This window comes from Actinokineospora inagensis DSM 44258 (genome assembly GCF_000482865.1).
Taxonomy (GTDB): Bacteria; Actinomycetota; Actinomycetes; order Mycobacteriales; family Pseudonocardiaceae; genus Actinokineospora; species Actinokineospora inagensis.
In genome coordinates this window covers 1-24,237 of the sequence record NZ_AXWW01000029.1, presented here as the reverse complement: position 1 = coordinate 24,237, position 24,237 = coordinate 1, and the positions used below count along the sequence as shown (strand labels likewise).

Sequence of the window (24,237 nt, the reverse complement as noted above, 5' to 3'; positions counted from 1 at the left end):
ACGCGCCCCGGCGTGCCCGGGGCAGGAGGACTGGACAGGTGGCGAGGGACTACTACGGCACTCTCGGGGTCGGTCGGGACGCGACCTCCGAGGAGATCAAGCGCGCCTACCGCAAGCTGGCCCGCGAGCTGCACCCCGACGTCAACCCGGACGAGGCGGCGCAAACCCGGTTCCGCGAGGTCACCGCGGCCTACGAGGTCCTCTCCGACCCGCAGAAGCGCAAGATCGTCGACATGGGCGGCGACCCGCTCGGCAACGGCGGCGGCGGGGGCGGCGGTGCCAGGGACCCGTTCGGCGGGTTCGGCCTCGGCGACATCATGGACGCCTTCTTCGGCGCCGCGGGTGCGGGCGGCGGCGGTCGCGGCCCGCGCAGCCGGGTCCAGCCGGGGTCCGACGCGCTGCTGCGCGTCCAGATGTCGCTGGAGGAGTGCGCCACCGGCATCAGCCGGGAGATCGCGGTCGAGACGGCGATCCTGTGCGACCTGTGCCGCGGCTCCGGCTGCGCCGAGGGCACCAGCCCGGTCACCTGCGACACCTGCGGCGGCCGCGGCGAGATCCAGTCCGTGCAGCGCTCGTTCCTCGGCCAGGTCGTCACCGCCCGCGCCTGCCCCACCTGCCGCGGCCTCGGCGAGGTCATCCCCGACCCGTGTCGCCAGTGCGCGGGCGAGGGCCGGGTCCGGGCGCGGCGCACCATCACCGCCAAGATCCCGCCGGGCGTCGCCGACGGCGTCCGGGTCCGGCTGTCCGGCCAGGGCGAGGTCGGCCCCGGCGGCGGCCCGGCCGGCGACCTCTACATCGAGGTCGAGGAGCTGCCGCACGCCACCTTCGAACGCGAGGGCGCCGACCTGCACTGCACCCTGCGCATCCCGATGACCACCGCGGTCCTCGGCGCGGTCGTCCCGCTCGACGCCATCGACGGCCGCATCGAACTGGAGCTGGAACCCGGCACCCAGCCCGGCGCCGAACTGCTGCTGACCGGCCGCGGCCTGCCCCGGCTGCGCTCCACCGGCCGGGTCGACGGCCGCGGCGACCTGCACGTGCACGTCGAGGTGGACATCCCCACCCGGCTCGACGCCCGCCAGGCCGAGCTGGTCCGCGAACTGGCCACCCTGCGCGGCGAGGAACAGCACTCGCTCGCCACGGCGAACAGCCGCACCGGCGGCCTGTTCGCCAAGTTCCGCTCCCGTCGATGACCCTGGCCCAGTTCCTGGTCGACGCGCTGCCCGCCGCCGGGCCGTTCACCCTGGACGGCCCGGAAGGCAGGCACGCCGCGGCCGTGCGACGGCTGCGCGCGGGCGAACGCCTCCGCGTCGGCGACGGCCGCGGCGAACTCGCCGAATGCGTCGTCGAGTCGGCTGGCAAGGACCACCTCGACCTGCTGATCGACCGGCGCTGGACCGAACCCCGCCCCGACCTGCGGATCACCGTCGCCCAAGCCCTCGTCAAAGGCGACCGCGGCGAACTCGCCGTCGAACTCGCCACCGAGGCCGGTGTCGACACCGTCGTCCCCTGGCGCGCGGGCCGCAGCATCGCCCGCTGGGAAGACGGCCCCCGCGGCGACAAAGCGCTCGCCCGGTGGCGCGGCACCGCCCGCGAGGCGGCCAAACAAGCCCGCCGCCCCTGGGTCCCCGAGGTCACCGCGCCCGCGGCGCTCCCGGACCTGGTCGCCCTGGCCAGGACCAGCGCCCTCACCCTGGTCCTGGAAGCCCACCTCGCCACCCGATTGGTCGATGTCCCACTACCCGAATCGGGTGATCTTGTTCTCGTGGTCGGCCCGGAAGGCGGCATCACCCCCGACGAACTGACCGCCCTTGAGCAGGTCGGGGCCAGATCCGTCCGGCTCGGACCCGCAGTACTGCGGACTTCCACCGCCGCGGCCGTCGCCCTGGGCGCCCTGGGCGCCCTCACCGCCCGCTGGCGCTAGCCAGGCCCAGGGTTTACCCTTTATCCGCAAAGCGTTTCAGTTATTCCGAAGCGCATTCGCCTGACTACCGCCGGACACCTCCCCCCTCGGTCCGGCGGCGCCGCGCGGGGCGGTGGAGCGACCCCCAGGCTTCACCGCCCGCGCGGCTTCCTCCCCCGTGTTCGTAGAGCTGAAGCTCTCCTTCCCCCGGGAAGCCGCCACATACCCGGGGGGCGACCCCCCGGACCCCCACGGTGCGGTAGGCGCCGGACCCAGCGTTGCTCGTGTGGGCCTGTCGGCCCTCACATCGGGTGGGTATCCAATGGGTTTGTGTCGCCCGTGGTGCGGGGGGCGGCGGACCCGGCGTTTGCTCGTGTGGGCCTGTCGGCCCTCACGTCGGGTGGGTATCCAATGGGTTTGTGTCGCCCGTGGTGCGGGGGGCGGCGGACCCGGCGTTTGCTCGTGTGGGCCTGTCGGCCCTCACGTCGGGTGGGTATCCAATGGGCTTGTGTCGCCAATGGTGGGTGAGGGCCTGGTGGTGGAGGCGTCTTCTTGGGCTGCTTCTCTGTTGTGCCTTGGGTTGCTGGTGTTCTGGGGGATCGGTGGGTGGATAGGGTGGGGGTTATGGCTGAGTGTGTGTTTTGCGGGGTTGTGGCGGGGGAGATTTCGGCGGACGTGGTGTATGAGGATGAGGAGGTTTGTGCGTTTCGGGACATCTCGCCGTTGGCGAGGGTTCATGTGCTGGTGGTGCCGAAGGTGCATTACGAAGGGGCGTTGGAGTTGGCGGGGGATGCGGGGTTGTTGGCGTCGGTGCTGAGGGGTGGGGGTGAGGTGGCTCGGCGGGAGGGGGTTGTGGAGTCGGGGTATCGGTTTGTGTTCAACACGGGGGACGACGCGGGGCGGACGGTGTTCCACGCGCACATGCACGTGTTGGGTGGGGAGCGGTTGAGCGGGTTTGGGCGGTGACGGGGGTTTTTCCGGTGCGGCGGCGGTGCTGGGGGGACTAGCATCGGTGGGGCTGGAGCACCGGAGGCGCGTGGGCGCAGAAGGCAGGACCGAGGGCACGTGACGGGTACCGCACCTGGGGAGAACCCCCGTACTCCTGCCACGCCGACGCACGACGCGCAGTCGAGGTTCGCCGTCCCGGAGGCCGCCGTGTTGGCGCTGCTGGGGCGCCGGGACGAGAACCTGCGCGTGGCCGAGGAGTTGCTGGACGCCGACGTGCACGTTCGCGGCAACGAGGTGACGTTGTCGGGGGCGTCCGCGGACGTGGCGTTCGCGGAGCGCGTGTTCACCGAGTTGACCACCATGGCCGCGCGCGGGCAGCAGGTCGGGCCGGACACGGTGCGGCGGACGGTCGCCATGCTGTCGTCGGACTCGGCCGAGTCGCCCGCCGAGGTGCTGAGCCTGGACATCCTGTCCCGCCGTGGCCGCACGATCCGGCCGAAGACGCTGAACCAGAAGCGGTACGTGGACGCGATCGACGCGAACACGATCGTCTTCGGGCTCGGCCCGGCCGGTACCGGCAAGACGTACCTGGCGATGGCCAAGGCCGTGCAGGCGTTGCAGGCGAAGCAGGTCAACCGGATCATCCTGACCCGGCCCGCGGTCGAGGCGGGGGAGCGGCTGGGGTTCCTGCCCGGCACCCTCTACGAGAAGATCGACCCGTACCTGCGGCCGCTCTACGACGCGCTGCACGACATGATCGACCCGGAGTCGATCCCGCGGCTGATGCAGGCGGGCACGATCGAGGTCGCCCCGTTGGCGTACATGCGCGGTCGGACCCTGAACGACGCGTTCATCATCCTGGACGAGGCGCAGAACACGACCCCCGAGCAGATGAAGATGTTCCTCACCCGGTTGGGGTTCGGCTCGAAGATCGTGGTCACCGGCGACACGACCCAGATCGACCTGCCCGGCGGGCAGCGCAGCGGCCTCAAGGTGGTCAAGGGCATCCTGGACGGCGTGGACGACGTGCACTTCGCCGAGCTGAGCAGCGCGGACGTGGTGCGGCACCGGCTGGTCGCGGACATCGTCGACGCGTACGAGCGTTGGCAGGTCGCCCAAGACGCGGCCGAGGAGCAGCGCGGACCCGTGCGGGCAGGCGGGGGCAGGCGCGGGGGCCGGTAGGGCGAACGGGGACAATGACCCGGTGAGCATCGAGATCGCCAACGAGTCGGGGGTGGCGGTGGACGAGGCGTCCATCGTCGCCGCCGCCCGGTTCGCGCTGGACCGGATGAACGTCAGCAAGCTCGCCGAGCTGTCCGTGCTGCTGGTCGAGCTGGACGTGATGGCCGACCTGCACGAGCGGTGGATGGACCTGCCCGGCCCCACCGACGTGATGGCGTTCCCGATGGACGAGCTGGACTCGGCCCGCCGCCCGGACGCCTCCGAGTCCGGTCCGGCGCTGCTCGGCGACATCGTGCTCTGCCCGGCGTTCGCCAAGGACCAGGCCCGCACCGCCGGGCACAGCCTGCTCGACGAGCTGCACCTGCTGACCGTGCACGGCGTGCTGCACCTGCTCGGCTACGACCACGCCGAGCCCGCCGAGGAGCGGGAGATGTTCACCCTGCAGAAGCGGATCCTGGCCGACTTCCGCACCGCCGCCGCCGACGCCCGCCGCCGGGCCGCGCAGCGGGTGGAGGACGACAAGCTGCTCGGCGCGGTCGGTCTCGCCGAACCCGAGGACTGACCCGAGGTGTCCGCCGATTCGGCCGGTCTGCTGGTCATCGCCGTCCTGCTGGTCCTGGCCGCGGGTAGTTTCGCCGCGGCTGACGCGTCGCTCTCAGCGGTGTCGAAGGCCCGGGTCGAGGGGTTGGTCCGCGCCGGTCGGGCGGGGGCGCGGCAACTGCTGGCGGTCGTCTCGGAGCGGCCGCGGCACATCAACTTGTTGCTGTTGCTGAGGTTGGGCTGCGAGCTGGCGGCGACGGTGATGGTCACCTTCGTCTGCGCCCGCTCGATCAACCCGCCGTGGCTGTCCGGGCTCGTTGCCGCTGTCGGCATGATCGTCGTGTCGTACGTGTTGGTCGGTGTCGGGCCGCGCACCATCGGCCGTCAACATCCTTACGGCGTCGGGCTCATCGCCGCTGGACCGGTACGCGCTCTTGGATCCGTACTGGGTCCTCTCTCTCGATTCCTGATCCTCGTCGGTAACGCCATCACTCCCGGTAAGGGCTTCCGCGAGGGTCCGTTCTCCTCCGAGGTGGAGCTGCGCGAGCTGGTCGACCTGGCCGAGGAACGCGGCGTTGTCGACGCCGACGAGCGCGAGATGATCCACTCGGTGTTCGAGCTGCGCGGCACGATCGCCCGCGAGGTCATGGTGCCGCGCACCGAGATGGTGTGGATCGAGCAGACCAAGACCGTCCGGCAGGCGCTCGCGCTGTCCCTGCGCACCGGCTACACCCGCATCCCGGTGATCGGCGAGAGCGTCGACGACATCGTCGGCGTGGTCAACCTCAAGGACCTGGTCCGCACCACCCTGGACAACCGCGACCGGCCCGCCACCGTGGCCGACGTGATGGGCGCCGCCTCGTTCGTGCCCGACACGAAACGCGTCGACGACCTGCTGCGCGAGATGCAGGTCTCCAAGAACCACCTGGCCATCGCGGTCGACGAGTACGGCGGCACGGCGGGCCTGCTCACCATCGAGGACATCCTGGAGGAGATCGTCGGCGAGATCACCGACGAGTCCGACACCGACGACCGCCCCCCGGTCGAGCACCTCGACGACGGCGCCGTGCGGGTGTCCTCCCGGCTGCCGGTCGAGGACCTCGGCGCGCTGTTCGGGCTGCGGCTGGAGGGTCAGGACGTGGAGACCGTCGGCGGTCTGCTCGCCCAGCGGCTGGGACGTGTGCCACTTCCCGGGGCGGAGGCGGAGATCACCGGGCTACGGTTCCGGGCCGAGGGCGGCAAGGACAACCGGGGCCGGGTGCGGATCACCTCCGTGGTCGTGCGCCAGGTCGACCCGCCGCCCCCGGTCGACGAGGTCCCGGTCGACGACCAGGACTGGGAGCGCACCGGAGTGGGAGAGGAGCGGTGAGCGTGGCTGAGCTCGACCCGGAGGACGCCAAGATCGTCACCCTGGCCCGGTCCAGCCGGGCCAGGACCGGTGCCGCCGAGGGTGCCGCGGTCCGCGACACCGACGGCCGCACGTACGCCGCCGTCACCGTCGCCCTCCCGTCGCTGCGGTTGACCGCGCTGCAGGCCGCCGTCGCCGCGGCCGTGTCCAGCGGGGCCACTGGCCTGGAGGCCGCCGCCGTCGTCACCGACGCGGGTGCCGTCGACTCCGAGTCGCTGGCCGCCGTGCACGACCTCGCCCCCGACGCCCCCGTGCTGCGCGCGGACGCGGCGGGCACCGTCGTCGACACCATCAGGTGAGCCCGCTCATCACCGTCTGTCGCGACTGCTGCTGCGGGACGGTCAAGAAGCACCCCACGGTCGACCACGGCAGGCAGTTGACCAGGCTCCGCGAGATCGCGGCCAGGCACGGCGGCACCGTCCGCGTCGCCGAGTGCCTGGACACCTGCGAGACGTCCAACGTGGTCGTCGTGCAGGTCAAGGGCGCCAAACCGGTGTGGCTCGGGTTCGTCCTCGACGACACCGTGCTCGACGACATCGACGCCTGGCTGGCCGCCGGTGGCCCCGGCACCGACCTGCCCGCCACCCTCGCCCTCAACCGGGTCGCGCCCGCCGGTACGCGGTAGCAGGCCGCACCGGTCACCCCCGACCGGGCGACCAGGGGCACAATGACCTGGTGACAAGCACCGCCCAGGGCCATCGTTCCGGTTTCGCCTGCTTCGTCGGCAGGCCCAACGCGGGGAAGTCGACACTCACCAACGCGCTGGTCGGCGGCAAGGTCGCCATCACGTCCAACAAGCCGCAGACCACCCGGCACGCCATCCGCGGCATCGTGCACCGCGACGACGCCCAGTTGGTGATCGTCGACACCCCGGGCCTGCACCGGCCGCGGACCCTGCTCGGGCAGCGGCTCAACGACATCGTCCGGGAGACCTGGTCGGAGGTCGACGTGGTCGGCTTCTGCGTGCCCGCCGACCAGAAGGTCGGCCCGGGTGACCGGTTCATCGCCGCCGAGCTGACCAAGGTGGCCCGGCGCACCCCGGTCATCGGGATCATCACCAAAACCGATCTGGTGTCCCCCGACCAGGTGGGCGCGCAACTGCTGGCGCTGCAGGAGGTGATGGAGTTCGCCGAACTGGTGCCGGTGTCGGCGGTCGACGGGTTCCAGGTGACCACCCTGACCGACCTGCTGGTGGCCCGGATGCCGGAGGGCCCGCAGCTCTACCCGGGCGGCGAGCTGACCGACGAGCCGGAGGCCACGCTGGTCGCCGAGCTGATCCGGGAGGCCGCGCTGGAGGGGGTGCGCGACGAGTTGCCGCACTCCATCGCGGTCACCATCGAGGAGATCGTCCCGCGCGAGGGACGCGACGACATGGTCGACGTGCACGCCCTGCTGTACGTGGAGCGGGCCAGCCAGAAGGGCATCGTGCTCGGTCACCGCGGCGAGCGGCTCAAGCACGTCGGGTCGACCGCCCGTCGCCAGATCGAGGGTCTGCTCGGCAGCCGGGTCTACCTCGACCTGCACGTGAAGGTCGCCAAGGACTGGCAGCGCGACCCGAAGCAGTTGCGCCGCCTCGGGTTCTGACGTGGGGCGGTGCTGACGTGGAGTGCCCGGTCAAGGCGTTGACCGGGTTGTGCTGCCCCGGCTGCGGCGGAACGCGGATGCTGCTGAGCCTGCTGCGCGGCCGCTGGGCCGACGCGGTGCACTACAACGCGGTCAGCCTGGTGTTCCTGGTGCTGTTCGGCTGGGTCGGCGCCGCCTGGGTGGTGGGCCGGGTCCGGTCGAGGAAGGTGTCGACGTGGCTGGACTGGACGTGGAGCCGGTACGCGACGTTGGCTGTGGTCGCGGTGTGGTTCGTGGTGCGCAACATCCCGGCCGCCGGTCTGTACGTGTGAACCCCGGTCGACGTGGGAGGATGCGCCGATGAGCCTGTACCGCGACACCGGCGTCGTGCTGCGCGTGCAGAAGCTCGGCGAGGCCGACCGGATCATCACGCTGATCACCCAGAAGCACGGCAAGGTCCGCGCCGTCGCCAAGGGCGTGCGCCGCACCACCTCCCGGCTGGGCGCCCGGGTCGAGCCGTTCGCGCACGTCGACGTGCAGTTCTACACCGGCCGCACGCTGGACGTGATCACCCAGGTGCAGACCCTGGACGCGTTCGGCGCCGGCATCGTCGGCGACTACCAGCGCTACACCGCCGGGTGCGCGGTGCTGGAGACCGCCGACCGGATGTCCGCCGAGGAGGGCGAGCCGGTGCTGCGGCTGTACCTGCTGGTGGCGGGCGCGCTGCGGGCACTGGCCGACGGCGAGCGGGACGCCTCCCTGGTGCTCGACGCGTTCCTGTTGCGCGCCTTGGCTTTCGCGGGCTGGTCGCCCGCCGTCACCGAGTGCGCCCGGTGCGGTGAACCGGGTCCGCACCGGGCGTTCAACGTGCACGCGGGCGGCTCGGTGTGCCCGCGCTGCAAACCGCCGGGCTCGGCCAGCCCCCCGATCGATGTGCTGCGGCTGCTGGACGCCCTGGCCAACGGCCGCTGGGCGCACGCGGAGGCCGCCACCGACTCGACCCGCCGCGAGGCGAGCGGCCTGGTCGCCGCCCTGCTGCAGTGGCACCTGGAACGGCAACTGCGGTCGCTCCCGCTGGTGGAACGCCGCCCGTTCACCGGTCCGGCGCCCCGGCCGACCCCGGTCGAGGCAGGCGAGGGCTGACCCCGGTCCGCAGTGGACCGCCGGGTAGCATCGGCGGCTGGATTCCGGTGGGAATGGGGAGGTTGCGGGACCGATGCTGCGACGGCGGCGCACCAGCAGGCACAGCGCGGGGCGACCGATCTCGCCCCCCGAGCCGCACCCCTCCGGCGCCCGACCCCCCGCCATCCCCGCCGAGTTCGTCCCCCGGCACGTCGCCATCGTCATGGACGGCAACGGCCGCTGGGCCAACCAGCGCGGGCTGACCCGGGTCGAGGGCCACAAACGGGGCGAGGCCAGGGTCGTCGAGGCCGCGCGCGGCTGCATCGAGATGGGCGTCAAGTGGCTCTCGCTCTACGCGTTCTCCACGGAGAACTGGCGGCGCAGCCCGGAGGAGGTCCGGTTCCTGATGGGCTTCTCCCGCGACGTCATCCGGCACCGCACCGACGAGCTCGACGAGATGGGCGTGCGGGTCTGCTGGGCCGGTCGACGCCCCCGGCTGTGGCAGAGCGTGATCACCGAGCTCGAGGTCGCCGAGGAGCGCACCCAGCACAACACGGTGCTCAACCTGGCGATGTGCATCAACTACGGCGGCCGCGCCGAGATCGGCGACGCCGCCAGGGAGATCGCCAGGCTGGTCGCCGCCGGGAAGATCAACCCGGAGAAGGTGGACGAGCGCACCGTCGCCCGCCACCTGTACCGGCCGGACATGCCCGACGTCGACCTGTTCATCCGGCCGTCCGGTGAGCAGCGCACGTCGAACTTCATGCTGTGGCAGTCCGCGTACGCCGAACTGGTGTTCCAGGACCACCTGTGGCCCGACTTCGACCGGGTGCACCTGTGGGACGCCATCGAGACCTACGCCCGTCGCGACCGGCGGTTCGGCGGGGCAGCCGACTCCGCCGAGGTCGCCGCCAAACTCGCCGAGGAGACCGAGGCCGAATGACCACCGAGACCGACCTCATCGGCCGCGCCCGCGAGGCCCTGGAGAGCTACCACGACGTCACCGTCGACAGCGACGGCGCGCTCACCTTCCGGCACGCCGACGTGCCGTGCGCGGTCCAGGCCATGGAGCTCGTCGAGGGCCTGATCGTGCTCAGCCTGACCTGCGTCGTCGCGTGGGACCTGCCCGACGACCGCGAACTGGCCGTGTCGGCCGCCGAACGCGCGGGCCAGGGCCTGTTCGGCACCCTCGGCGTGGTGCACACCGAGCGGGGGATGGATGTCACCCTCCGTTACGCCTTCCCGGCTGAGGGGCTTGCGCTGCCCGCGCTGGGCACCCTGCTGATGCTGGTCGTGTCCACCGCGTCCCAACTGCGCGTGGAACTGCTCGACCAGGGTTGACCCGGTCCGGTCCGCTTGTCGGAAACCGCCCCCGATTGGTGTGAATGAGCTGGTATGACCGTTGAACGCAGTTCAACCCGGCCGCCCGCGGCGGTGCCAGGGCCGGCATCATTCGACGGGTGAGGCAGTGGGCCTGCTCACCTCGGTCGGGGAATTCGGCGGCCCGCTACACCCCGGATGCCCTCGGGCGTCGTAGTAACCGGGGGTGTGCTGGGTGGCCAGTGGGGAGGGGCGGATGAGCACGGGAACCAGTGCGGAGATCACCGAGGCGCCGAGGGCGGGAAGACCGTCCGGGCGGCGGGTGACCTCGCTGGAGGTGCTGTGCGTCGTCCTGGTCGTCGCCCTGTTCGGGCAGGACCAGTTGGTGCGGTGGCTGGACGCCCCGGCGGTGCGCACGGCGTCGACGATCTTCGTGGCGGTCTGCGTGCAGGCGCTGCCGTTCCTCGTCCTCGGCGTGCTGATCAGCGGGGCGATCGCCGCGTTCATCCCGGGGCGGGTGCTCAACCGGCTGCTGCCCCGCCGCCAGGTGTTCGCGGTGCCGATCGCCGGGGTGGCCGGGGTGGCGCTGCCGACCTGCGAGTGCGCGGCCGTCCCGGTGGCCCGCAGGCTGATGCAGCAGGGCGTGCCGTCGTCGGTGGCCCTGGCGTTCCTGCTCGCGGCACCCGCGGTGAACCCGGTCGTGCTGGTCGCCACCAGCGTCGCGTTCCCGAACAACCCCGGGATGGTCTTCGCCCGGCTGGCCGGGTCGCTGGGGACGGCGATCGTCATGGGCTGGCTGTGGGCGCGGTTCGGCAAGGCCGAGTGGATCGTGGAGCGCGCCCTGCGCCGCGCCGCCGAGTTGGACGGTCGGTCCCGGTGGCGGCTGTTCTTCGAGTCGTCCCGGGCGGACCTGGTCGACGCGGCCGGATTCCTGGTCATCGGCGGCCTCACCTCGGCGGTGCTCAACGTCGTCATCCCGCGCGCGTGGGTCGACTCGCTGGGCTCGCAGGTCGTGCTCGGCGTGTTCGTGATGGCCGTGCTCGCCCTGTTCCTGGCCCTGTGCAGCGAGGCGGACGCGTTCGTCGCCGCCTCCATCGCCGGGATGCCGCTGCTGCCGAAACTGGTGTTCCTGGTGGTCGGACCGGCGATCGACGTGAAGCTGTTCGCACTGCAGGTCGGCACGTTCGGCAAGCGGTTCGCGCTCCGGTTCGCCCCGGCCACCCTGGTGGTCGCGGTCTGCTGCGCCGTGTTGTCCGGCCTGGTCTTCCTCGGGGGCGCGTGATGCGGCGGGAAACCCAGAACATCCTGCTGGTGCTGGTCGGCGGGGCGCTGCTCAAGATCAGCATCACCGGCGCCTACCTGCAGTACGTCAAGCCGTCGCACCGGTACTGGCTGCTCGGCGGCGGCGCGGTGATGCTGGTCCTCGCCCTCGTCTCCATCGCCCGCGACCTGTTCGGCAAGCGCGCCACCGAGGATCCCGAACACGCCCACCATGACGCTGACGACCATGACGACCATGACGTGGACGGCCACCAGCACCAGGCCCGCAGCGCGTGGCTGCTGGTGGTCCCGGTGCTGGCCATCTTCCTGATCGCCCCACCCGCCCTCGGCGCCGACTCGATCAACCGGGCGGACACCCGGGTCGCCACCACCCGGGTCGCGAGCGGCACGTCGAAGATGGCGTTCTCCCCGCTACCACCGGGAAACCCGGTCCCGGTCACCATGAGCGACTTCTCCGCGCGGGCCTCGTTCGACTCGCTCAACTCGCTGACCAACCGCGAGGTCCAGCTCACCGGCTTCATCGCCGTGCAGGGCAAGGACACCTACCTCGCCCGCCTCGTCATCGCCTGCTGCGCCGCGGACGCCTTCCCGGTCAAGGTCAAACTGGCGGGCGGCGACCTCACCGGGCTCACCAACGACACGTGGCTGCACGTGGTCGGCCGACTCCGCCCCGGCACCGGAACCCTCACCGACGAGTACGTCTCCACCCTTGACGTCCGGTCGATCACCCGCATCCACCAGCCGGAAAACCCCTACGAGACGTGACGTCGGCGGCCGACCGCGGGCTAGGGCAGGGGATCGGCCGGGATCTCGTCGGTCAGGTGCACGGTGAGGGGACCAACCGGGAGGTGCCCGGTGCAGCGCGCGCAGGTGCCGAAGATCTCCACGGTGTGGCTGATCTCGGCGAAACCGTTCTCCGCCGCCACCCGGTCGGCCCAGCGCTCCACCGCCGGGCCCTCCACCTCCACCGTGTGCCCACACACCCGGCACACCAGGTGATGGTGGTGGTGGCTGGAGCAACGGCGGTAGATCGCCTCGCCCGAGTCGGTGCGCAGGACGTCGATCTCGCCCGCGTCGGCCAGCGACTGCAGGGTGCGGTACACCGTGGTCAACCCGATGCCCTCGCCCCGTTTGCGCAGCTCCTCGTGCAGTTCCTGGGCCGAGCGGAACTCGTCGAGCTGGTCGAGCAGGTGGGCAACCGCCGTTCGCTGTCGGGTCGACCGCCTGCCCGGCACGGTCGCCGATGTTCGTTCCGTCGTCACCGGTCGCCTTCCTCCACGTGGGCAACTGCGTCGACGACGATATGCGAAAGGTGCTCGTCCACAAGGCGGTAGACGACCTCCCGGCCGTGCCGCTCCCCGTAGACCACCCCGGCCGACTTGAGCACGCGCAGGTGCTGGCTGATCAGCGGCTGGGCCACGCCGAGCGCGTCGACCAGTTCGTGCACGCAGCGGTTCGCCACTCGCAGCTCCAGCACGATGGCGATCCGCACCGGCGCGGCCAACGCGCGCAGCAGGTCGCCCGCCGCGCCGAGGGTCGCCGTCGGGCGGCGGTGCGCGGTCTGGACCACCGGGCGGTCGGACGAGTGTTCGTGCTGCTCGGCGGCTGCCCGCGGCTCTCCCGAGGTCACGATCGACATCGTCCTCTCCTCTTCCCGGGGGACGGGTGATGGTTACCGTGTTCATCTTAGGCGTATTTCCCGCTGACAGCGGCCCTTGTTCCCACCTCTCGTTCACACACAGTTCGCCGGGCCGTTCGAGTGATCATCCCGATGGCGCGGATCCGGTGCGGTCACAGCACTTTCAGCGCGATCGCCACCAGCAGCACCAGGATCACCACGCGCCCGACCCGCTGCACGGGCGCCAGCACCCGCCAGGTCGCGGCCAGCAACACGGCGACCCCGGCCGCCAACACCCCGAGCAGGAGCGCCCCGAGCGGGCCGCCGACCAGCACCCCCGTGGTGAACAGGGCGATGACCAGCAGGAAAACCAGGCCCGCGGGCACCTTGGCCAGCGGTCCGCTGCCCGCCAGCAGCGGTGTCCTCGTCGCACGCGTCCGCCGCACGATCCCTCCCCGGCTCGGTGGGTATACGGTGCCGCATCCTCGCATCCCGTTGCCGGAGAAGGGCGCACCACGTGCTGCTGATCGCCAGGTTCACCGCCGCCGAGGCGGAGCCGTTCACCGAACGGGCCCGCCGCGCGCTCGAACTGCTGCTGGCCCAACCCGGGTGCCTGCGCGGTCTGCTGGCGCGCTCCACCGAGGTGGCCGACACGTGGGTGCTGACCGTCGAGTTCGCGTCCGTGTCGGCGTACCGGCGGGCGCTGTCGCCGTTCGACGTGCGGACCGAGGTCATCCCGTTCCTCGGCCGGGCCGACACCACCGAACCCGCCGCGTACGAGGTCGTGCTGGAGGCGCAGACCGGCGAGGTCCGGCAGCACGTCAGCCTGCTCGCCGCCGACGCGGACACGGTGCGCCTCGGTGAGGCGTCGGGACCTACCACCGCCCGCTGATCTCGCGCGGAGGCGTCCCCCGGACGGCCCAGCGGGCCGCGGAGACTACGCTGGCTACCTCGCCCGTTGAGTCCCGAGCAGGAGGGGTCGTGCCAGCCGACCGGATCGACACCGTCGTCAGCCTGTGCAAGCGCCGTGGCTTCGTCTACCCGTCTGGGGAGATCTACGGCGGGACGCGGTCGGCCTGGGACTACGGCCCGCTCGGGGTCGAGCTGAAGGACAACATCAAGCGCGCGTGGTGGAAAAGCGTGGTGCAGGGCCGGGAGGACGTGGTCGGGCTCGACTCGTCGGTGATCCTCCCGCGCCAGGTGTGGGCGGCCTCCGGGCACGTCAACGCGTTCCACGACCCGCTGGTGGAGTGCACGTCCTGCCACAAGCGGTTCCGCGCGGACCAGTTGGCGGAGGAGTACGCGGCCCGCACCGGCAAGGACGTCGCCGAGAACGCCGAGAACGACGTGTCCGACGTGCCGTGCCCGAACTGCGGCACCCGCGGCCAGTACACCGAGCCGCGCGAGTTCAACATGATGCTCAAGACCCACCTCGGTCCGGTCGAGAGCGAGGAGGGCATGCACTACCTGCGGCCGGAGACGGCGCAGGGCATCTTCGTGAACTTCCTCAACGTGCAGACCACCTCGCGGCGCAAGCCGCCGTTCGGCATCGGCCAGATCGGCAAGTCGTTCCGCAACGAGATCACCCCGGGCAACTTCATCTTCCGGACCCGCGAGTTCGAGCAGATGGAGCTGGAGTTCTTCGTCGAGCCCGGCACCGACGACGAATGGCACCAGTACTGGGTGGACGAGCGGACCCGCTGGTACACCGACCTGGGCATCAGCAAGGACAACCTGCGGCTCTACGAGCACCCGCGGGAGAAGCTGTCGCACTACTCGAAGCGCACGGTGGACATCGAGTACCGCTTCCAGTTCGGCGGCCAGGAGTGGGGCGAGCTGGAGGGCGTCGCCAACCGCACCGACTTCGACCTGACCACGCACTCCAACCACTCCGGTGTCGACCTGTCGTACTTCGACCAGGCCACCAACTCCCGCTACCGCCCCTTCGTCATCGAACCGGCGGCCGGTGTCGGCCGCCCCATGATGGCCTTCCTGCTGGACGCCTACGTCGAGGACGAGGCCCCCAACGCCAAGGGCGGCATCGACAAGCGCGTCGTCCTCCGCCTCGACCGCCGTCTGGCGCCGGTCAAGGTCGCCGTGCTGCCGCTGTCCCGCAACGCGGATCTGTCCCCGAAGGCGCGCGACGTCGCCGCCGCCCTCCGCAAGCACTGGAACGTCGACTTCGACGACGCGGGCGCCATCGGCCGCCGCTACCGCAGGCAGGACGAGATCGGCACCCCGTTCTGCGTGACCGTCGACTTCGACACCCTCAACGACCACGCCGTCACCGTCCGCGAACGCGACACGATGTCGCAGAACCGCGTCTCCATCGACAACCTCGAGTCCTATCTCGCGGGCCACCTCATCGGCTGCTGACTCCAGCAGGGCACCCCGGCGCTCTCCTGGTCTGCGGGCTCGGGGTGGTCTTAGGGCGTGCCTCCGGCGATCTCGCTTGCCCCGGTGCTCAGGGCGGGCGCTCGGGGTGATCTCAACCATGGTCTCCTCCTCGGTTCGTGTACACGGCATGGTCCGGACCTCGTTCCACTTCAGGACATGACCACCCGCGGCCGCGGGCGAGCCGTCGCCAACTGGTAGGCGCCGCGCAGTTCGCCCGCCACCGCTCGGGGTTCCAGCAGCACCCGCGCCGGATCGGTGTGCACCGGCACGATGCCCACCGCAGTCAGCCGGGCCGCGCGGGTGAGTGCCCTGGTCTCCGGTCGCGGGTTCCAGGGCTGGTGCAGGTCGCAGTCCCACGCCAGCCCGATGTCGTCCCACCACGCGTCCACCACAGCCAGGTGCACGTCCGCCACGGTGCTCAGCCGGGCTGTCCACCTCGGCGGCGGCAACCCGGCCAGCGCGATCAGGTCGGCCGCCGCCCGCGCCGAGTCCGCGCGCAACCCACGATCGATGTCCGCCAGCACCCGGCGCAGCGTCATGGTCCCCCGGGCAGGCGCCCGAGCCAGTTCCCCGTGCAGATCCCCGATCGGCACGTGATCCTCGGTGGTCCGGATCAGCGCGCGGACCTCCTCGGCCACGGACATCCGCCGACACGCGTCGACCGTCGCCCGCGCCACCGGGGCGGTCGGGATGCCGCGCCGCCACAACGGGTCCGGCATGCGCGTGGAGTGCTCCACGATGACCGACCCGTCTGCCCGGCTGGGCCGTTCGACCGGGACGACGAGGTGCACCGCGCCCCGCGGCGGCACCGACACCCCGTTGAGCCACAGGGCTTCCCGCCCGGTGACAACGGCGTCGGGGTGGGCGAGGTGCAGCGCGGCGCGGAGTCGGCGGAGCCTGCCCGGTCCGGAGTCGGCCAGGACGATCACATCGGCGTTCGTGCGGTTCGTTCGCATGGGACCGAGGTAACCCTGGTTCACGAGTACTCGGAACCCCCGGCCGCGGACCTGTGTACAGCCGTGGCGATTGTGGATAACTTCCGGGGATTCGCCTTGACCGGCCCGACCCAGGGCGACGACCGACCGTTCTGGAAGGATGCTCCGCGTGCCTCCCCACCCCCGCCCGGTTCGCCGGTTCCTGCGCAGGCTGCTCATCGGCGTGCTGTTGATGGGGATCCTCGTCGTGGGCGGTACCGCGTTCCGGGTGTGGCAGGTCGCCCGCATCGACAACCGGGACCGGGCCGACATCGTGGTCGTCCTGGGCGCGGCGCAGTACGCGGGCAAACCGTCCAAGGTGCTGGAGGCCCGGCTGCGCCAGGCCAAGGCCCTCTACGAGCAGGGCGTGGCGAACCACATCGTCACCGGCGGTGGGCGTCGGGCCGGTGATCGGTTCACCGAGGCCGAGGCCGGTCGCCGGTGGCTGGTCGAGCACGGGGTCCCCGACGACAAGGTCGTCACGGTCGGGGAAGGCAACGACACGCTCGGGACGCTGAAGGCGGTCGCCGAGAAGGCCAAGCAGAGCGGCTGGTCGACGGCGGTGATCGTCAGCGACCCGTGGCACTCGCTGCGCGCCCGCACCATGGCCAAGGACGCTGGCCTGGACGCCTGGACCTCGCCGACACACTCGGGCCCGATCGTCCAGACGCGGGAGACCCAGGCGCGCTACATCCTGCGGGAGACGGCGGCCCTCTTGTACTACCGCTCGACCAACGCTTCCGCCGACGGCATCGCTCTGGACGAAGAAGTCGGCTGACGGACGTAGGCTCTGTCTGTGCACGGTTATACCGATCAGGACACTGAGCGCCTGTTCGCCGAGCCGCCCAAGGGTGCGGTGCTGGCAGGGTCGACCCCCGCTGCCAGAACGGCGTTCAACCGGGATCGTGCGCGGGTGCTGCACTCGGCCGCGTTGCGCAGGCTCGCGGGTAAGACCCAGGTGGTCGGACCACACGAGGGTTCAGAGGTACACGGCATCCCCCGAACGAGGTTGACCCATTCGTTGGAGGTGGCGCAGATCGGTCGCGGTATCGCCGATGAACTGGGCTGCGATCCGGACGTCGTCGACACGGCCGGGTTGGCGCACGACATCGGTCACCCGCCGTTCGGTCACAACGGGGAGCAGGCTCTCAACCGGGTCGCCGAGCCCTGCGGCGGCTTCGAGGGCAACGCGCAGACCCTGCGGATCCTGACCCGCCTCGAACCGAAGGTCCTCGGCGACGACGGTGCCCTGCACGGTCTCAACCTCGCGCGAGCCTCCCTCGACGCCGCCACCAAGTACCCGTGGCCGCGTAGACCCGGGATGGCCAAGTTCGGTGCTTACGACGACGACTTGCCTGTCTTCTACTGGATGCGCGTCGGTGCGCCCGATGGCCGACAGTGCCTAGAGGCGCAGGTAATGGACTGGTCTGACGACGTCGCCTACTCCGTGCACGACGTCGAAGACGGAGTGCGCTCCGGCCGGATCTCCCTGCCGTCGTTGGCAGATCCGGTAGAACGGGCAGTTGTCGCGGAGCTCGCTGCCAAGCACTTCTCCACAGAACCCTTGTCACTGCTGGAAGAAGCGGCCACGGGACTGTTGGCGCTACCTGTCGTGCGTGAGTTGGTCGGCCAAGAGTACGACGGGTCGCTCGGCGCGCAGGTGGCGCTCAAGCGGTTGACCAGTGAACTGGTCGGCCGCTTCGCAGCGGCAGCCGTTACCGGAACCCGCTCGGTCCACGGCCCGGACCCGTTGACGAGGTACGCCGCCGACCTGGTCGTGCCACCGCTGGTCGCCGCCGAAGTCGCCCTGCTCAAGGCGATGGCCGTGCACTACGTGATGAGCGACCCCGACCGGCTCGCCCTGCAGGCCCGCCAACGCGAGGTCATCGCCGACCTGGTCGCCACCCTCGCCGACCGCGCCCCGACCGCGCTGGAACCCGCCTTCCAACCCGCCTGGCACGCGGCCGCCGACGACGCCGGACGGCTGCGTGTGGTCGTCGACCAGGTCGCCTCGCTGACCGACGCGCAGGCCGCGAGCTGGCACTCCGCGTTCTGTTAGGCGGTGTTCCGCCACGGGGAGCCTTGTCAAGGGCCTGTGGACAACTTCCGCGACGAATCCCGCTGAGCCGGCACACTGGTCGGCATCCGGAGGAACCGGCCACGACCAGCGGGAGAACACAGTGTCGCATTTGGACTTCGCCCTCGCCGTGCACCGCGTCGTCGCCGAGAACCCGACCGTGCAGGTGTGCTGGTCACCGTTCTCGGCGGCGAGCGCGCTCACCCTGCTGACCAGGGGAGCCCGCGGTCAGACCGAGGCGGAGTTGCGCGCCCTGCTCGGAGATCTCGACGAGACAACCCGCGTGCTCACCGCCGCGAGCACGCTCGACGAGCCCTGGCAAGGCCAGGAAACCCCGGCCATCGCGGTGGCGAACACCCTGTGGGCCGACGCCGCCATCGACATCGACCCCGGCTTCACCGAGCGCCTGGCGGATTTGGCGGGAACGGTCCGCAACGCCCCGTTCCTGGCCGAGCCGGAGAAGGCCCGCGCCGACATCAACGCCGACGTCGCCGAGACCACCCGCGGCCTCATCCCGGAACTGCTGCCCGCCGGGTCGATCCGCTCCGACACAGTGTCCACAGTGGTCAACGCGCTGTACCTGAAGTCCTCCTGGCTGCACAAGTTCGACCCGGAGGAGGGCGAAAGCCCGTTCGCCACGCCGGTGGGCAGCGTCAACCTGCCGATGATGCGGGTCACCGGCGAGTTGCCGTACGTGTCCCGGGGAGGTTGGCAGGCCATCGGCATCCCCGCTGTCGGCGCCGTCCAAGCCGTCGTCCTGTTGCCCGAGGGCCCGTTCGCCCCGGCCGAGGCAAACCTGACCGGGGATTCGCTGGCCGCGCTGTTCGCCGCGCTCGAACCGACCCAGGTCCACCTCCGCATGCCGAAGCTGGACATCTCGACCCAGGCCGATCTCACCGGTCCGCTCAACCAACTCGGTGTCACCACCGTCTTCACCCCGGCGGCCGACCTGTCCGCGATCAGTTCCGCGCCGCTGTACGCCCAGTCGATCCTGCACGAGTCGGTGCTCCGCGTGGACGAGAACGGCCTGGAGGGCGCCGCCGCGACAGCGGGTCTGATCGGCCTGATGTCCATCCCGCCCAAGCCGATCGACATCACCGTCGACCGCCCGTTCCTGCTCGTCGTCCGCCACCGCACGGCGGGCGCCGTGTACTTCCTGGCCCGGGTCACCGACCCGTCTTGACCGAATCGTTGACTGAAAAAGGGGGACAATCATGAGTGAGGTGGTTCTGGGCGCGTTCCGAGCGTCGCATGTGGACTCCCGGTCCGCCGGGCACCGTTCGCGCCGGGATGGTCACCCGGTGCGCGGAGGTCGTTGGACGAGCAGAGCCTGTTGGACGAGCGGGGTCCGTGTCGGAGCCCGTTGGAGGGATAGAGTCCGTTGGGCGAGCGGAACTCAATGGTCGGGTGGGACTGGCCGGCCGGGTGGAGTCGGTAGGGCAGGCGGAAGCCGTAGGGCAAGCGGAGACCGTTGGGTAAAGGGGGCTCGTTGGGCGTGGTTGCCGGGCGTCTTCAGGCGAGTGTGGTCTGGCCTGGGTGATCGCTGGACGTCAGTCGCCGGGCTGGTCGTGGGACTGGTGGGGCTGTTCGGCCGGGTTGCCGTTCGGGGTGGTCGGAGTCGAGTCGTCGGGCTGGTCGGGGATGGTGGTCAGCTTGTCCGGGTTGACGATGTCGTAGATGGCGGTGATGAGGCCGTCGCGGAGGGCGAAGGTGGTGATGCGGCGGTCGCGGCCGCCGTTGTGCGGGCCCGCTGGGATCTCGGTGAGCAGGACACCGAGGTCACCGTTGACCAGGACCGGTTGGCCCGCGAGGGTGAGGAAGCCGTGCAGGCGGTACAGGCCGAGGAAGAACCGGGCCACCTTGTCCGGGCCGACCATGAGGTGGCGGGCGGTGCGGGCCTTGCCGCCGCCGTCGCCGATCAGGACGGTGTTCGGGTGGAGCAGCGACAGCACCCGGCTGATGTCACCGGAGGCGATGGCGGCGACGAAGCGTTCGACCACGGCGCGTTGCTCGTCGAGCGTTGCCCTGGCGGGCGGATCGGCTTTGGCCATGGCCCGCCGGGCCCGGGTGGCGTGCTGGCGGGCGGTCGCCTCGGTGCAGCCCAGGGTGCCCGCGATGTCGGCGAACGGCACGTCGAAGGCGTCGTGCAGGACGAACGCGACCCGCTGTTCCGGGGTGAGGTGGTCGAGGACGAGGAGGGCGGCGATGCGCAGGCCGTCGTCGCGGACGGCGGCGTCGAGCGGGTCCTCGCCGACCGGGGAGCCCAGCGGGGTCACCACCGGCTCGGGCAGCCACGGGCCGACGTAGCTCTCCCGGCGGGCGGTGGCGGAGCGCAACCGGTCGAGGCAGACCCGGCCGACCACCGTGGTCAGCCAGGCGCGCAGGTTCCGGATGGCGCCAGGTTCCTCCACTGTGGACAGTCGGAGCCAGGTTTCCTGGACGGCGTCCTCGGCGTCGGCGCGGGTGCCGGTGAGTCGGTAGGCCACGCCCATCAGGTGGTCGCGGTGCGCCTGGAAGTCCCGGGCCATGGCCTCGTCGGTGACCGTCACACCGCCATCGTAATGAGCGGCCCCGCCCTGGTCGGGGTGAGCCGCACCGCACGCATAGACTGGACGACCGTGGCTGGACGCATCCGGGAAAGTGACATCGCGCAGGTCCGTGAGCGCAGCCGGATCGACGACGTGGTGGGCGAGTACGTGCAGCTCCGCCGCGCCGGTGGGGGGGCGCTCAAGGGGCTGTGCCCGTTCCACGACGAGAAGACGCCGTCGTTCAACGTGCGGTCCACGCACGGCACCTTCCACTGCTTCGGCTGTGGTGAGGGCGGCGACGTCATCGCGTTCGTGATGAAGATGGACCACCTGTCGTTCGTCGAGGCCGTGGAGCGGCTCGCCGAGCGGGTCGGGTTGCAGTTGACCTACGAGGGCGGCGGCACCAGCGTTCAGCGCGACCGCGGCACCCGGTCCCGGCTGGTCGACGCGCACAAGGCCGCGCAGGAGTTCTACGCGGAGCAACTGCGCACCCCGGAAGCGGTGAAGGCCCGCGAGTTCCTCGCCCAGCGCGGTTTCGACGAGGCCGCCGCGACCACGTTCGGTTGCGGGTTCGCCCCGGTGGGTTGGGACAAGCTCACCAAGTACCTGCTCGGTCGCGGGTTCGAGGTGGACGAGCTGATCAAGGGCGGTCTGGTCAAGGAGGGCAGGCAGGGGCCGATCGACCAGTTCCACCGGCGGCTGCTGTGGCCGATCAAGGACATCGGCGGCGACGTGGTCGGCTTCGGCGCGCGGCGCATCTTCGACGACGACCAGATCCAGGCCAAGTACCTCAACACCAGGGAAACCCCGATCTACAAGAAGTCCACCGTGCTGTTCGGCCTGGACATGGCCAAGCGGGAGATCGCCAAGCGGCACCAGGTCGTCGTCGTCGAGGGCTACACCGACGTGATGGCCATGCACGCCGCTGGGGTGCCCACCGCGGTCGCCTCGTGTGGCACCGCGTTCGGGGTCGACCACATCAAGGTGCTGCGCAGGCTGCTGATGGACGACGACGCCTTCCGCGGTGAGGTGATCTTCACCTTCGACGGCGACGAGGCCGGTCAGAAGGCCGCGCGCAAGGCGTTCGACGAGGGCGAGCAGGAGTTCGCCGCGCAGACCTTCATCGCCATCGCCCCGGACGGCATGGATCCGTGCGAGCTGCGCCAGGCCAAGGGCGACGTGGCGGTGAAGGACCTGGTGGCGCGCAGGCGGCCGCTGTTCACCTTCGCCATCCGCGCCGAGTTGGCCACCCACGACCTGGAGACCGCCGAGGGCAGGGTCGAGGCGCTGCGCCGCACCGTCCCGCTGGTCGCCCGGATCAAGGACCACTCGCTGCGCGACGACTACGCCCGCCAGCTCGCGGGCTGGGTCGGCTGGGACGACCCGCTGACCGTGGTCCGCCGGGTCCGCGAGACCGCCGGGGTCGCCCCGGCCCGGCGGGCGCGCGTCGCGGCGAACCCGAACCAGGGCGCCCTGGCCGTCGAGGCCGACGGCCCGCCGCGGCCCGCCCCGGACGACGTGCTGCTGCGCGCCCAGCGGGAGGTCCTCAAGCTGGCCCTGCAGGAGCCCGCGCTGGCTGGGCCGATGTACGACTCGATCCCGGTCGACGCGTTCACCCACCCGGCGTACACCGTGGTGCACCGGGCCGTGCTCGACGCGGGCGGCGCCGCCAGCGGGCTCGCGGGCGCGGAGCTGTTGGAGGCGGTCACCAGGAACTGCGTCGCGCCGACCGTGCGCAGGCTGGTCAGCGAACTGGCCGTGGAGCCGATGCCGCTGCCGAACAAGAACGCCGCCGCGGAGCGCTACGCCGCCGCCATCCTCGCCGCGCTGCAGCGGGAACTGGTCGGACGGCAGATCGCCGACATCAAGTCCCGGCTGCAGCGGGTGTCCCCGGTGGAACAGCCGGACGAGGCGCGGGCGCTCTGGGGGGATCTGGTAGCAATGGAGGAGTGGCACAAGGCGTTGGGGATGCAGGCCCGCGGCGGCATGGAGTGACCCGGTGAGCGGGTTGCTGGCCAGGCTGTTCCGGGGCACGCCCCCGGGGTTCACCGGCGCGCTGGCGCCCACCGAGGCGATCGTGTCCTGGTCGCCGGTGCGCGGCGGCGGGCTGCTGGCCGCGTCCACGCTGGGCCTGTGGGTGCCCACCGACGACGGCCCGCGGCGGATCGGCTGGCACCTGGTGTCCAAGGCGACCTGGGACAACGGCACCTTCGTGATCACCGAGGCGGACGAGGTGGAGTCCGCCGGGGAGGCCGTGGTGCTCGCCGACCGGGCGCCCCTGCGGTTCGTCGTCGAGCGCCCCGGGAAGCTGCCGCAGGCCGTGCACCGGCGGGTCACCGGGTCGATCCGGTCCCGCCACCACCGCGATCTGCCCGGTGGGGGCGCGTGGTTCGTGCAGCGCAAGGTGCCCGGTCGGGACGGCACGGTGCTGCAGGTCCGGCCCGATCCCGGGGCCGACCTGGACCTGGTGCGGTCCATCGCGCACGAGGTCGCCGAACGGATGGGTGAAGGGCTCGCGGACGTCTGACCGACGCGGTACTGTAACAGTACGTACGTACGGTTTATTTGGGAGGCGTCCATGTGGGATCCGGCGAAATACCTGAGCTTCAGCGACCACCGGGCCCGCCCCTTCTTCGACCTGCTCGCCCGGGTTCGCGCGGAGAGCCCGCGGGCGGTGGTCGACCTCGGCTGCGGCCCCGGCAACCTCACCGTCACCATGGCCCAGCGCTGGCCGAACACCCGCCTTACGGCGATCGACTCCTCGGCCGAGATGGTCGCCGCGGCCCAGTCCCGGGGGGTCGCGGCCGGCCAGTCCGACCTGCGCGCGTGGGTTCCCGACGAGCTGACCGACGTGGTGATCAGCAACGCGGCCCTGCAGTGGGTCCCCGAGCACCCCGACCTGCTGCCCCGGTGGGTCGCCGCGCTGCCCACGGGCGCCTGGCTCGGTGTCCAGGTCCCCGGCAACTTCAACGCCCCGTCGCACGCCCTGATCCGCGAGCTCGTCGCCGAACCCCAGTGGTACGACCGCCTCGAACGGGTGCGCCTGCGCGAGGAGGACGCCACCCTCAACCCCGACGGCTACGCCGAACTCCTCAGCGCCGCGGGCTGCGAGGTGGACGCCTGGGAAACCACCTACCTGCAGCGCCTCGACGGCGACGACGCCGTGCTGGAGTGGATCACCGGCACCGCCCTGCGCCCCATCCGCGCCGAGCTCACCGACGACGAGTGGCCGGACTTCCGGTCCCAGCTCGCCCCGCGACTGGCCGAGGCCTACCCCCGCCGCCCGGACGGCACCACCTGGTTCCCGTTCCGCCGCGTCTTCTTCGTCGCCCGCGTCCGCTGAACTCGGTGGTACCCCCCGGCCGCGCCGGGGGGG

At 71.3% G+C, this 24,237-nt stretch carries 28 protein-coding genes; 23 read left to right on the top strand and 5 right to left on the bottom strand.

Annotated features, from left to right (window positions below):
* The first annotated feature begins 38 nt into the window (after nt 1–38).
* The 15 genes from dnaJ (at nt 39) to H504_RS0112480 (ending at nt 12,032) form a co-directional block, all read left to right on the top strand.
* A complete protein-coding gene (gene dnaJ / locus H504_RS0112550) occupies nt 39–1,193 on the top strand; it encodes a molecular chaperone DnaJ (protein ID WP_026423053.1) in 1,155 nt (384 codons plus the stop codon).
* Complete coding sequence (locus tag H504_RS0112545) at nt 1,190–1,924, top strand: 16S rRNA (uracil(1498)-N(3))-methyltransferase (RefSeq protein ID WP_026423052.1); 735 nt, start codon at nt 1,190–1,192, stop codon at nt 1,922–1,924. Before dnaJ ends, H504_RS0112545 begins: the two co-directional genes overlap by 4 nt.
* A gap of 603 nt (nt 1,925–2,527) precedes the next feature.
* Nucleotides 2,528–2,869 (top strand): histidine triad nucleotide-binding protein, encoded by a 342-nt coding sequence (locus H504_RS0112540; protein ID WP_026423051.1) that lies wholly within the window; start codon nt 2,528–2,530, stop codon nt 2,867–2,869.
* Nucleotides 2,870–2,968: 99 nt separating this feature from the next.
* Nucleotides 2,969–4,033 (top strand): PhoH family protein, encoded by a 1,065-nt coding sequence (locus tag H504_RS0112535; RefSeq protein ID WP_084467607.1) that lies wholly within the window; start codon nt 2,969–2,971, stop codon nt 4,031–4,033.
* 22 nt (nt 4,034–4,055) lie between these two features.
* The gene (ybeY, locus tag H504_RS0112530) at nt 4,056–4,595 is read left to right on the top strand and encodes an rRNA maturation RNase YbeY (protein ID WP_026423049.1); all 540 of its coding nucleotides are present in this window, start codon (nt 4,056–4,058) and stop codon (nt 4,593–4,595) included.
* A 6-nt stretch (nt 4,596–4,601) separates the two neighbouring features.
* A complete protein-coding gene (locus H504_RS34735; protein WP_084467605.1) occupies nt 4,602–5,942 on the top strand; it encodes a hemolysin family protein in 1,341 nt (446 codons plus the stop codon).
* A gap of 2 nt (nt 5,943–5,944) precedes the next feature.
* A complete protein-coding gene (locus H504_RS0112520) occupies nt 5,945–6,280 on the top strand; it encodes a hypothetical protein (RefSeq protein WP_026423048.1) in 336 nt (111 codons plus the stop codon).
* The gene (locus tag H504_RS34730) at nt 6,277–6,606 is read left to right on the top strand and encodes a hypothetical protein (protein WP_035304186.1); all 330 of its coding nucleotides are present in this window, start codon (nt 6,277–6,279) and stop codon (nt 6,604–6,606) included. Before H504_RS0112520 ends, H504_RS34730 begins: the two co-directional genes overlap by 4 nt.
* A gap of 50 nt (nt 6,607–6,656) precedes the next feature.
* Nucleotides 6,657–7,565: a GTPase Era gene (gene era / locus H504_RS0112510; RefSeq protein WP_035304185.1), complete on the top strand. Its 909-nt coding sequence runs from the start codon at nt 6,657–6,659 to the stop codon at nt 7,563–7,565.
* A 17-nt stretch (nt 7,566–7,582) separates the two neighbouring features.
* Complete coding sequence (locus H504_RS34725) at nt 7,583–7,876, top strand: DUF2752 domain-containing protein (RefSeq protein WP_051385773.1); 294 nt, start codon at nt 7,583–7,585, stop codon at nt 7,874–7,876.
* 28 nt (nt 7,877–7,904) lie between these two features.
* Entirely contained in the window at nt 7,905–8,687 is a 783-nt protein-coding gene (recO, locus tag H504_RS34720; RefSeq protein WP_051385772.1) for a DNA repair protein RecO, read from the top strand.
* 73 nt (nt 8,688–8,760) lie between these two features.
* Nucleotides 8,761–9,609 carry an isoprenyl transferase gene (locus H504_RS0112495; RefSeq protein ID WP_026423046.1) on the top strand — a complete coding sequence of 283 codons (849 nt, stop codon included), beginning with the start codon at nt 8,761–8,763 and terminating at the stop codon, nt 9,607–9,609.
* Nucleotides 9,606–10,007, top strand: a complete 402-nt coding sequence (locus tag H504_RS0112490; protein ID WP_026423045.1) for a hypothetical protein — start codon at nt 9,606–9,608, stop codon at nt 10,005–10,007. Before H504_RS0112495 ends, H504_RS0112490 begins: the two co-directional genes overlap by 4 nt.
* Nucleotides 10,008–10,242: 235 nt before the next feature.
* Complete coding sequence (locus H504_RS0112485; RefSeq protein WP_051385771.1) at nt 10,243–11,268, top strand: permease; 1,026 nt, start codon at nt 10,243–10,245, stop codon at nt 11,266–11,268.
* Nucleotides 11,268–12,032 (top strand): TIGR03943 family putative permease subunit, encoded by a 765-nt coding sequence (locus H504_RS0112480; protein ID WP_026423043.1) that lies wholly within the window; start codon nt 11,268–11,270, stop codon nt 12,030–12,032. Before H504_RS0112485 ends, H504_RS0112480 begins: the two co-directional genes overlap by 1 nt.
* 20 nt (nt 12,033–12,052) lie before the next feature.
* Here the strand turns inward: H504_RS0112480 and H504_RS34715 are convergent, their stop codons facing one another.
* The 3 genes from H504_RS34715 to H504_RS0112465 all read right to left on the bottom strand — a co-directional run bounded on the left by H504_RS34715 (nt 12,053) and on the right by H504_RS0112465 (nt 13,376).
* Nucleotides 12,053–12,529: a Fur family transcriptional regulator gene (locus tag H504_RS34715; protein ID WP_245614217.1), complete on the bottom strand. Its 477-nt coding sequence runs from the start codon at nt 12,527–12,529 to the stop codon at nt 12,053–12,055.
* Nucleotides 12,526–12,906, bottom strand: coding sequence for an ArsR/SmtB family transcription factor (locus tag H504_RS34710; protein ID WP_084467602.1), 381 nt, complete (start codon nt 12,904–12,906; stop codon nt 12,526–12,528). The genes H504_RS34715 and H504_RS34710 overlap by 4 nt, the downstream gene beginning before the upstream one ends.
* 152 nt (nt 12,907–13,058) lie before the next feature.
* Nucleotides 13,059–13,376 carry a DUF6703 family protein gene (locus H504_RS0112465; RefSeq protein WP_342668773.1) on the bottom strand — a complete coding sequence of 106 codons (318 nt, stop codon included), beginning with the start codon at nt 13,374–13,376 and terminating at the stop codon, nt 13,059–13,061.
* A 26-nt stretch (nt 13,377–13,402) separates the two neighbouring features.
* Here H504_RS0112465 and H504_RS0112460 point away from each other — a divergent pair, with 26 nt between their 5' ends.
* On the top strand, nt 13,403–13,777 hold the full coding sequence (locus H504_RS0112460) for an antibiotic biosynthesis monooxygenase (RefSeq protein WP_026423041.1): 375 nt from the start codon (nt 13,403–13,405) through the stop codon (nt 13,775–13,777).
* Between the two features lie 89 nt (nt 13,778–13,866).
* Complete coding sequence (locus H504_RS0112455; RefSeq protein ID WP_026423040.1) at nt 13,867–15,261, top strand: glycine--tRNA ligase; 1,395 nt, start codon at nt 13,867–13,869, stop codon at nt 15,259–15,261.
* A gap of 170 nt (nt 15,262–15,431) precedes the next feature.
* Here H504_RS0112455 and H504_RS34705 read toward each other — a convergent pair whose 3' ends face one another.
* Nucleotides 15,432–16,238, bottom strand: coding sequence for a hypothetical protein (locus H504_RS34705; RefSeq protein ID WP_157440367.1), 807 nt, complete (start codon nt 16,236–16,238; stop codon nt 15,432–15,434).
* Between the two features lie 211 nt (nt 16,239–16,449).
* Here H504_RS34705 and H504_RS0112445 point away from each other — a divergent pair, with 211 nt between their 5' ends.
* From H504_RS0112445 to H504_RS0112435, 3 genes are all read left to right on the top strand, one after another.
* A complete protein-coding gene (locus tag H504_RS0112445; RefSeq protein WP_425394056.1) occupies nt 16,450–17,034 on the top strand; it encodes a YdcF family protein in 585 nt (194 codons plus the stop codon).
* A gap of 18 nt (nt 17,035–17,052) precedes the next feature.
* Entirely contained in the window at nt 17,053–18,315 is a 1,263-nt protein-coding gene (locus H504_RS0112440) for a deoxyguanosinetriphosphate triphosphohydrolase (RefSeq protein ID WP_035304183.1), read from the top strand.
* A 121-nt stretch (nt 18,316–18,436) separates the two neighbouring features.
* A complete protein-coding gene (locus H504_RS0112435; RefSeq protein WP_026423037.1) occupies nt 18,437–19,516 on the top strand; it encodes a serpin family protein in 1,080 nt (359 codons plus the stop codon).
* 367 nt (nt 19,517–19,883) lie between these two features.
* Here H504_RS0112435 and H504_RS34700 read toward each other — a convergent pair whose 3' ends face one another.
* Nucleotides 19,884–20,861: a sigma-70 family RNA polymerase sigma factor gene (locus H504_RS34700; RefSeq protein WP_084467615.1), complete on the bottom strand. Its 978-nt coding sequence runs from the start codon at nt 20,859–20,861 to the stop codon at nt 19,884–19,886.
* A gap of 90 nt (nt 20,862–20,951) precedes the next feature.
* Between H504_RS34700 and dnaG the strand changes: the two genes are divergently transcribed.
* Genes dnaG through H504_RS0112415 form a run of 3 tightly spaced genes read left to right on the top strand, consistent with a single transcriptional unit; the run spans nt 20,952 to nt 24,204 of the window.
* Nucleotides 20,952–22,856: a DNA primase gene (dnaG, locus tag H504_RS0112425; protein ID WP_026423036.1), complete on the top strand. Its 1,905-nt coding sequence runs from the start codon at nt 20,952–20,954 to the stop codon at nt 22,854–22,856.
* 4 nt (nt 22,857–22,860) lie between these two features.
* On the top strand, nt 22,861–23,388 hold the full coding sequence (locus tag H504_RS0112420) for a hypothetical protein (protein ID WP_051385768.1): 528 nt from the start codon (nt 22,861–22,863) through the stop codon (nt 23,386–23,388).
* A gap of 51 nt (nt 23,389–23,439) precedes the next feature.
* Entirely contained in the window at nt 23,440–24,204 is a 765-nt protein-coding gene (locus H504_RS0112415; RefSeq protein ID WP_026423034.1) for a trans-aconitate 2-methyltransferase, read from the top strand.
* The last annotated feature ends 33 nt before the right edge of the window (nt 24,205–24,237 follow it).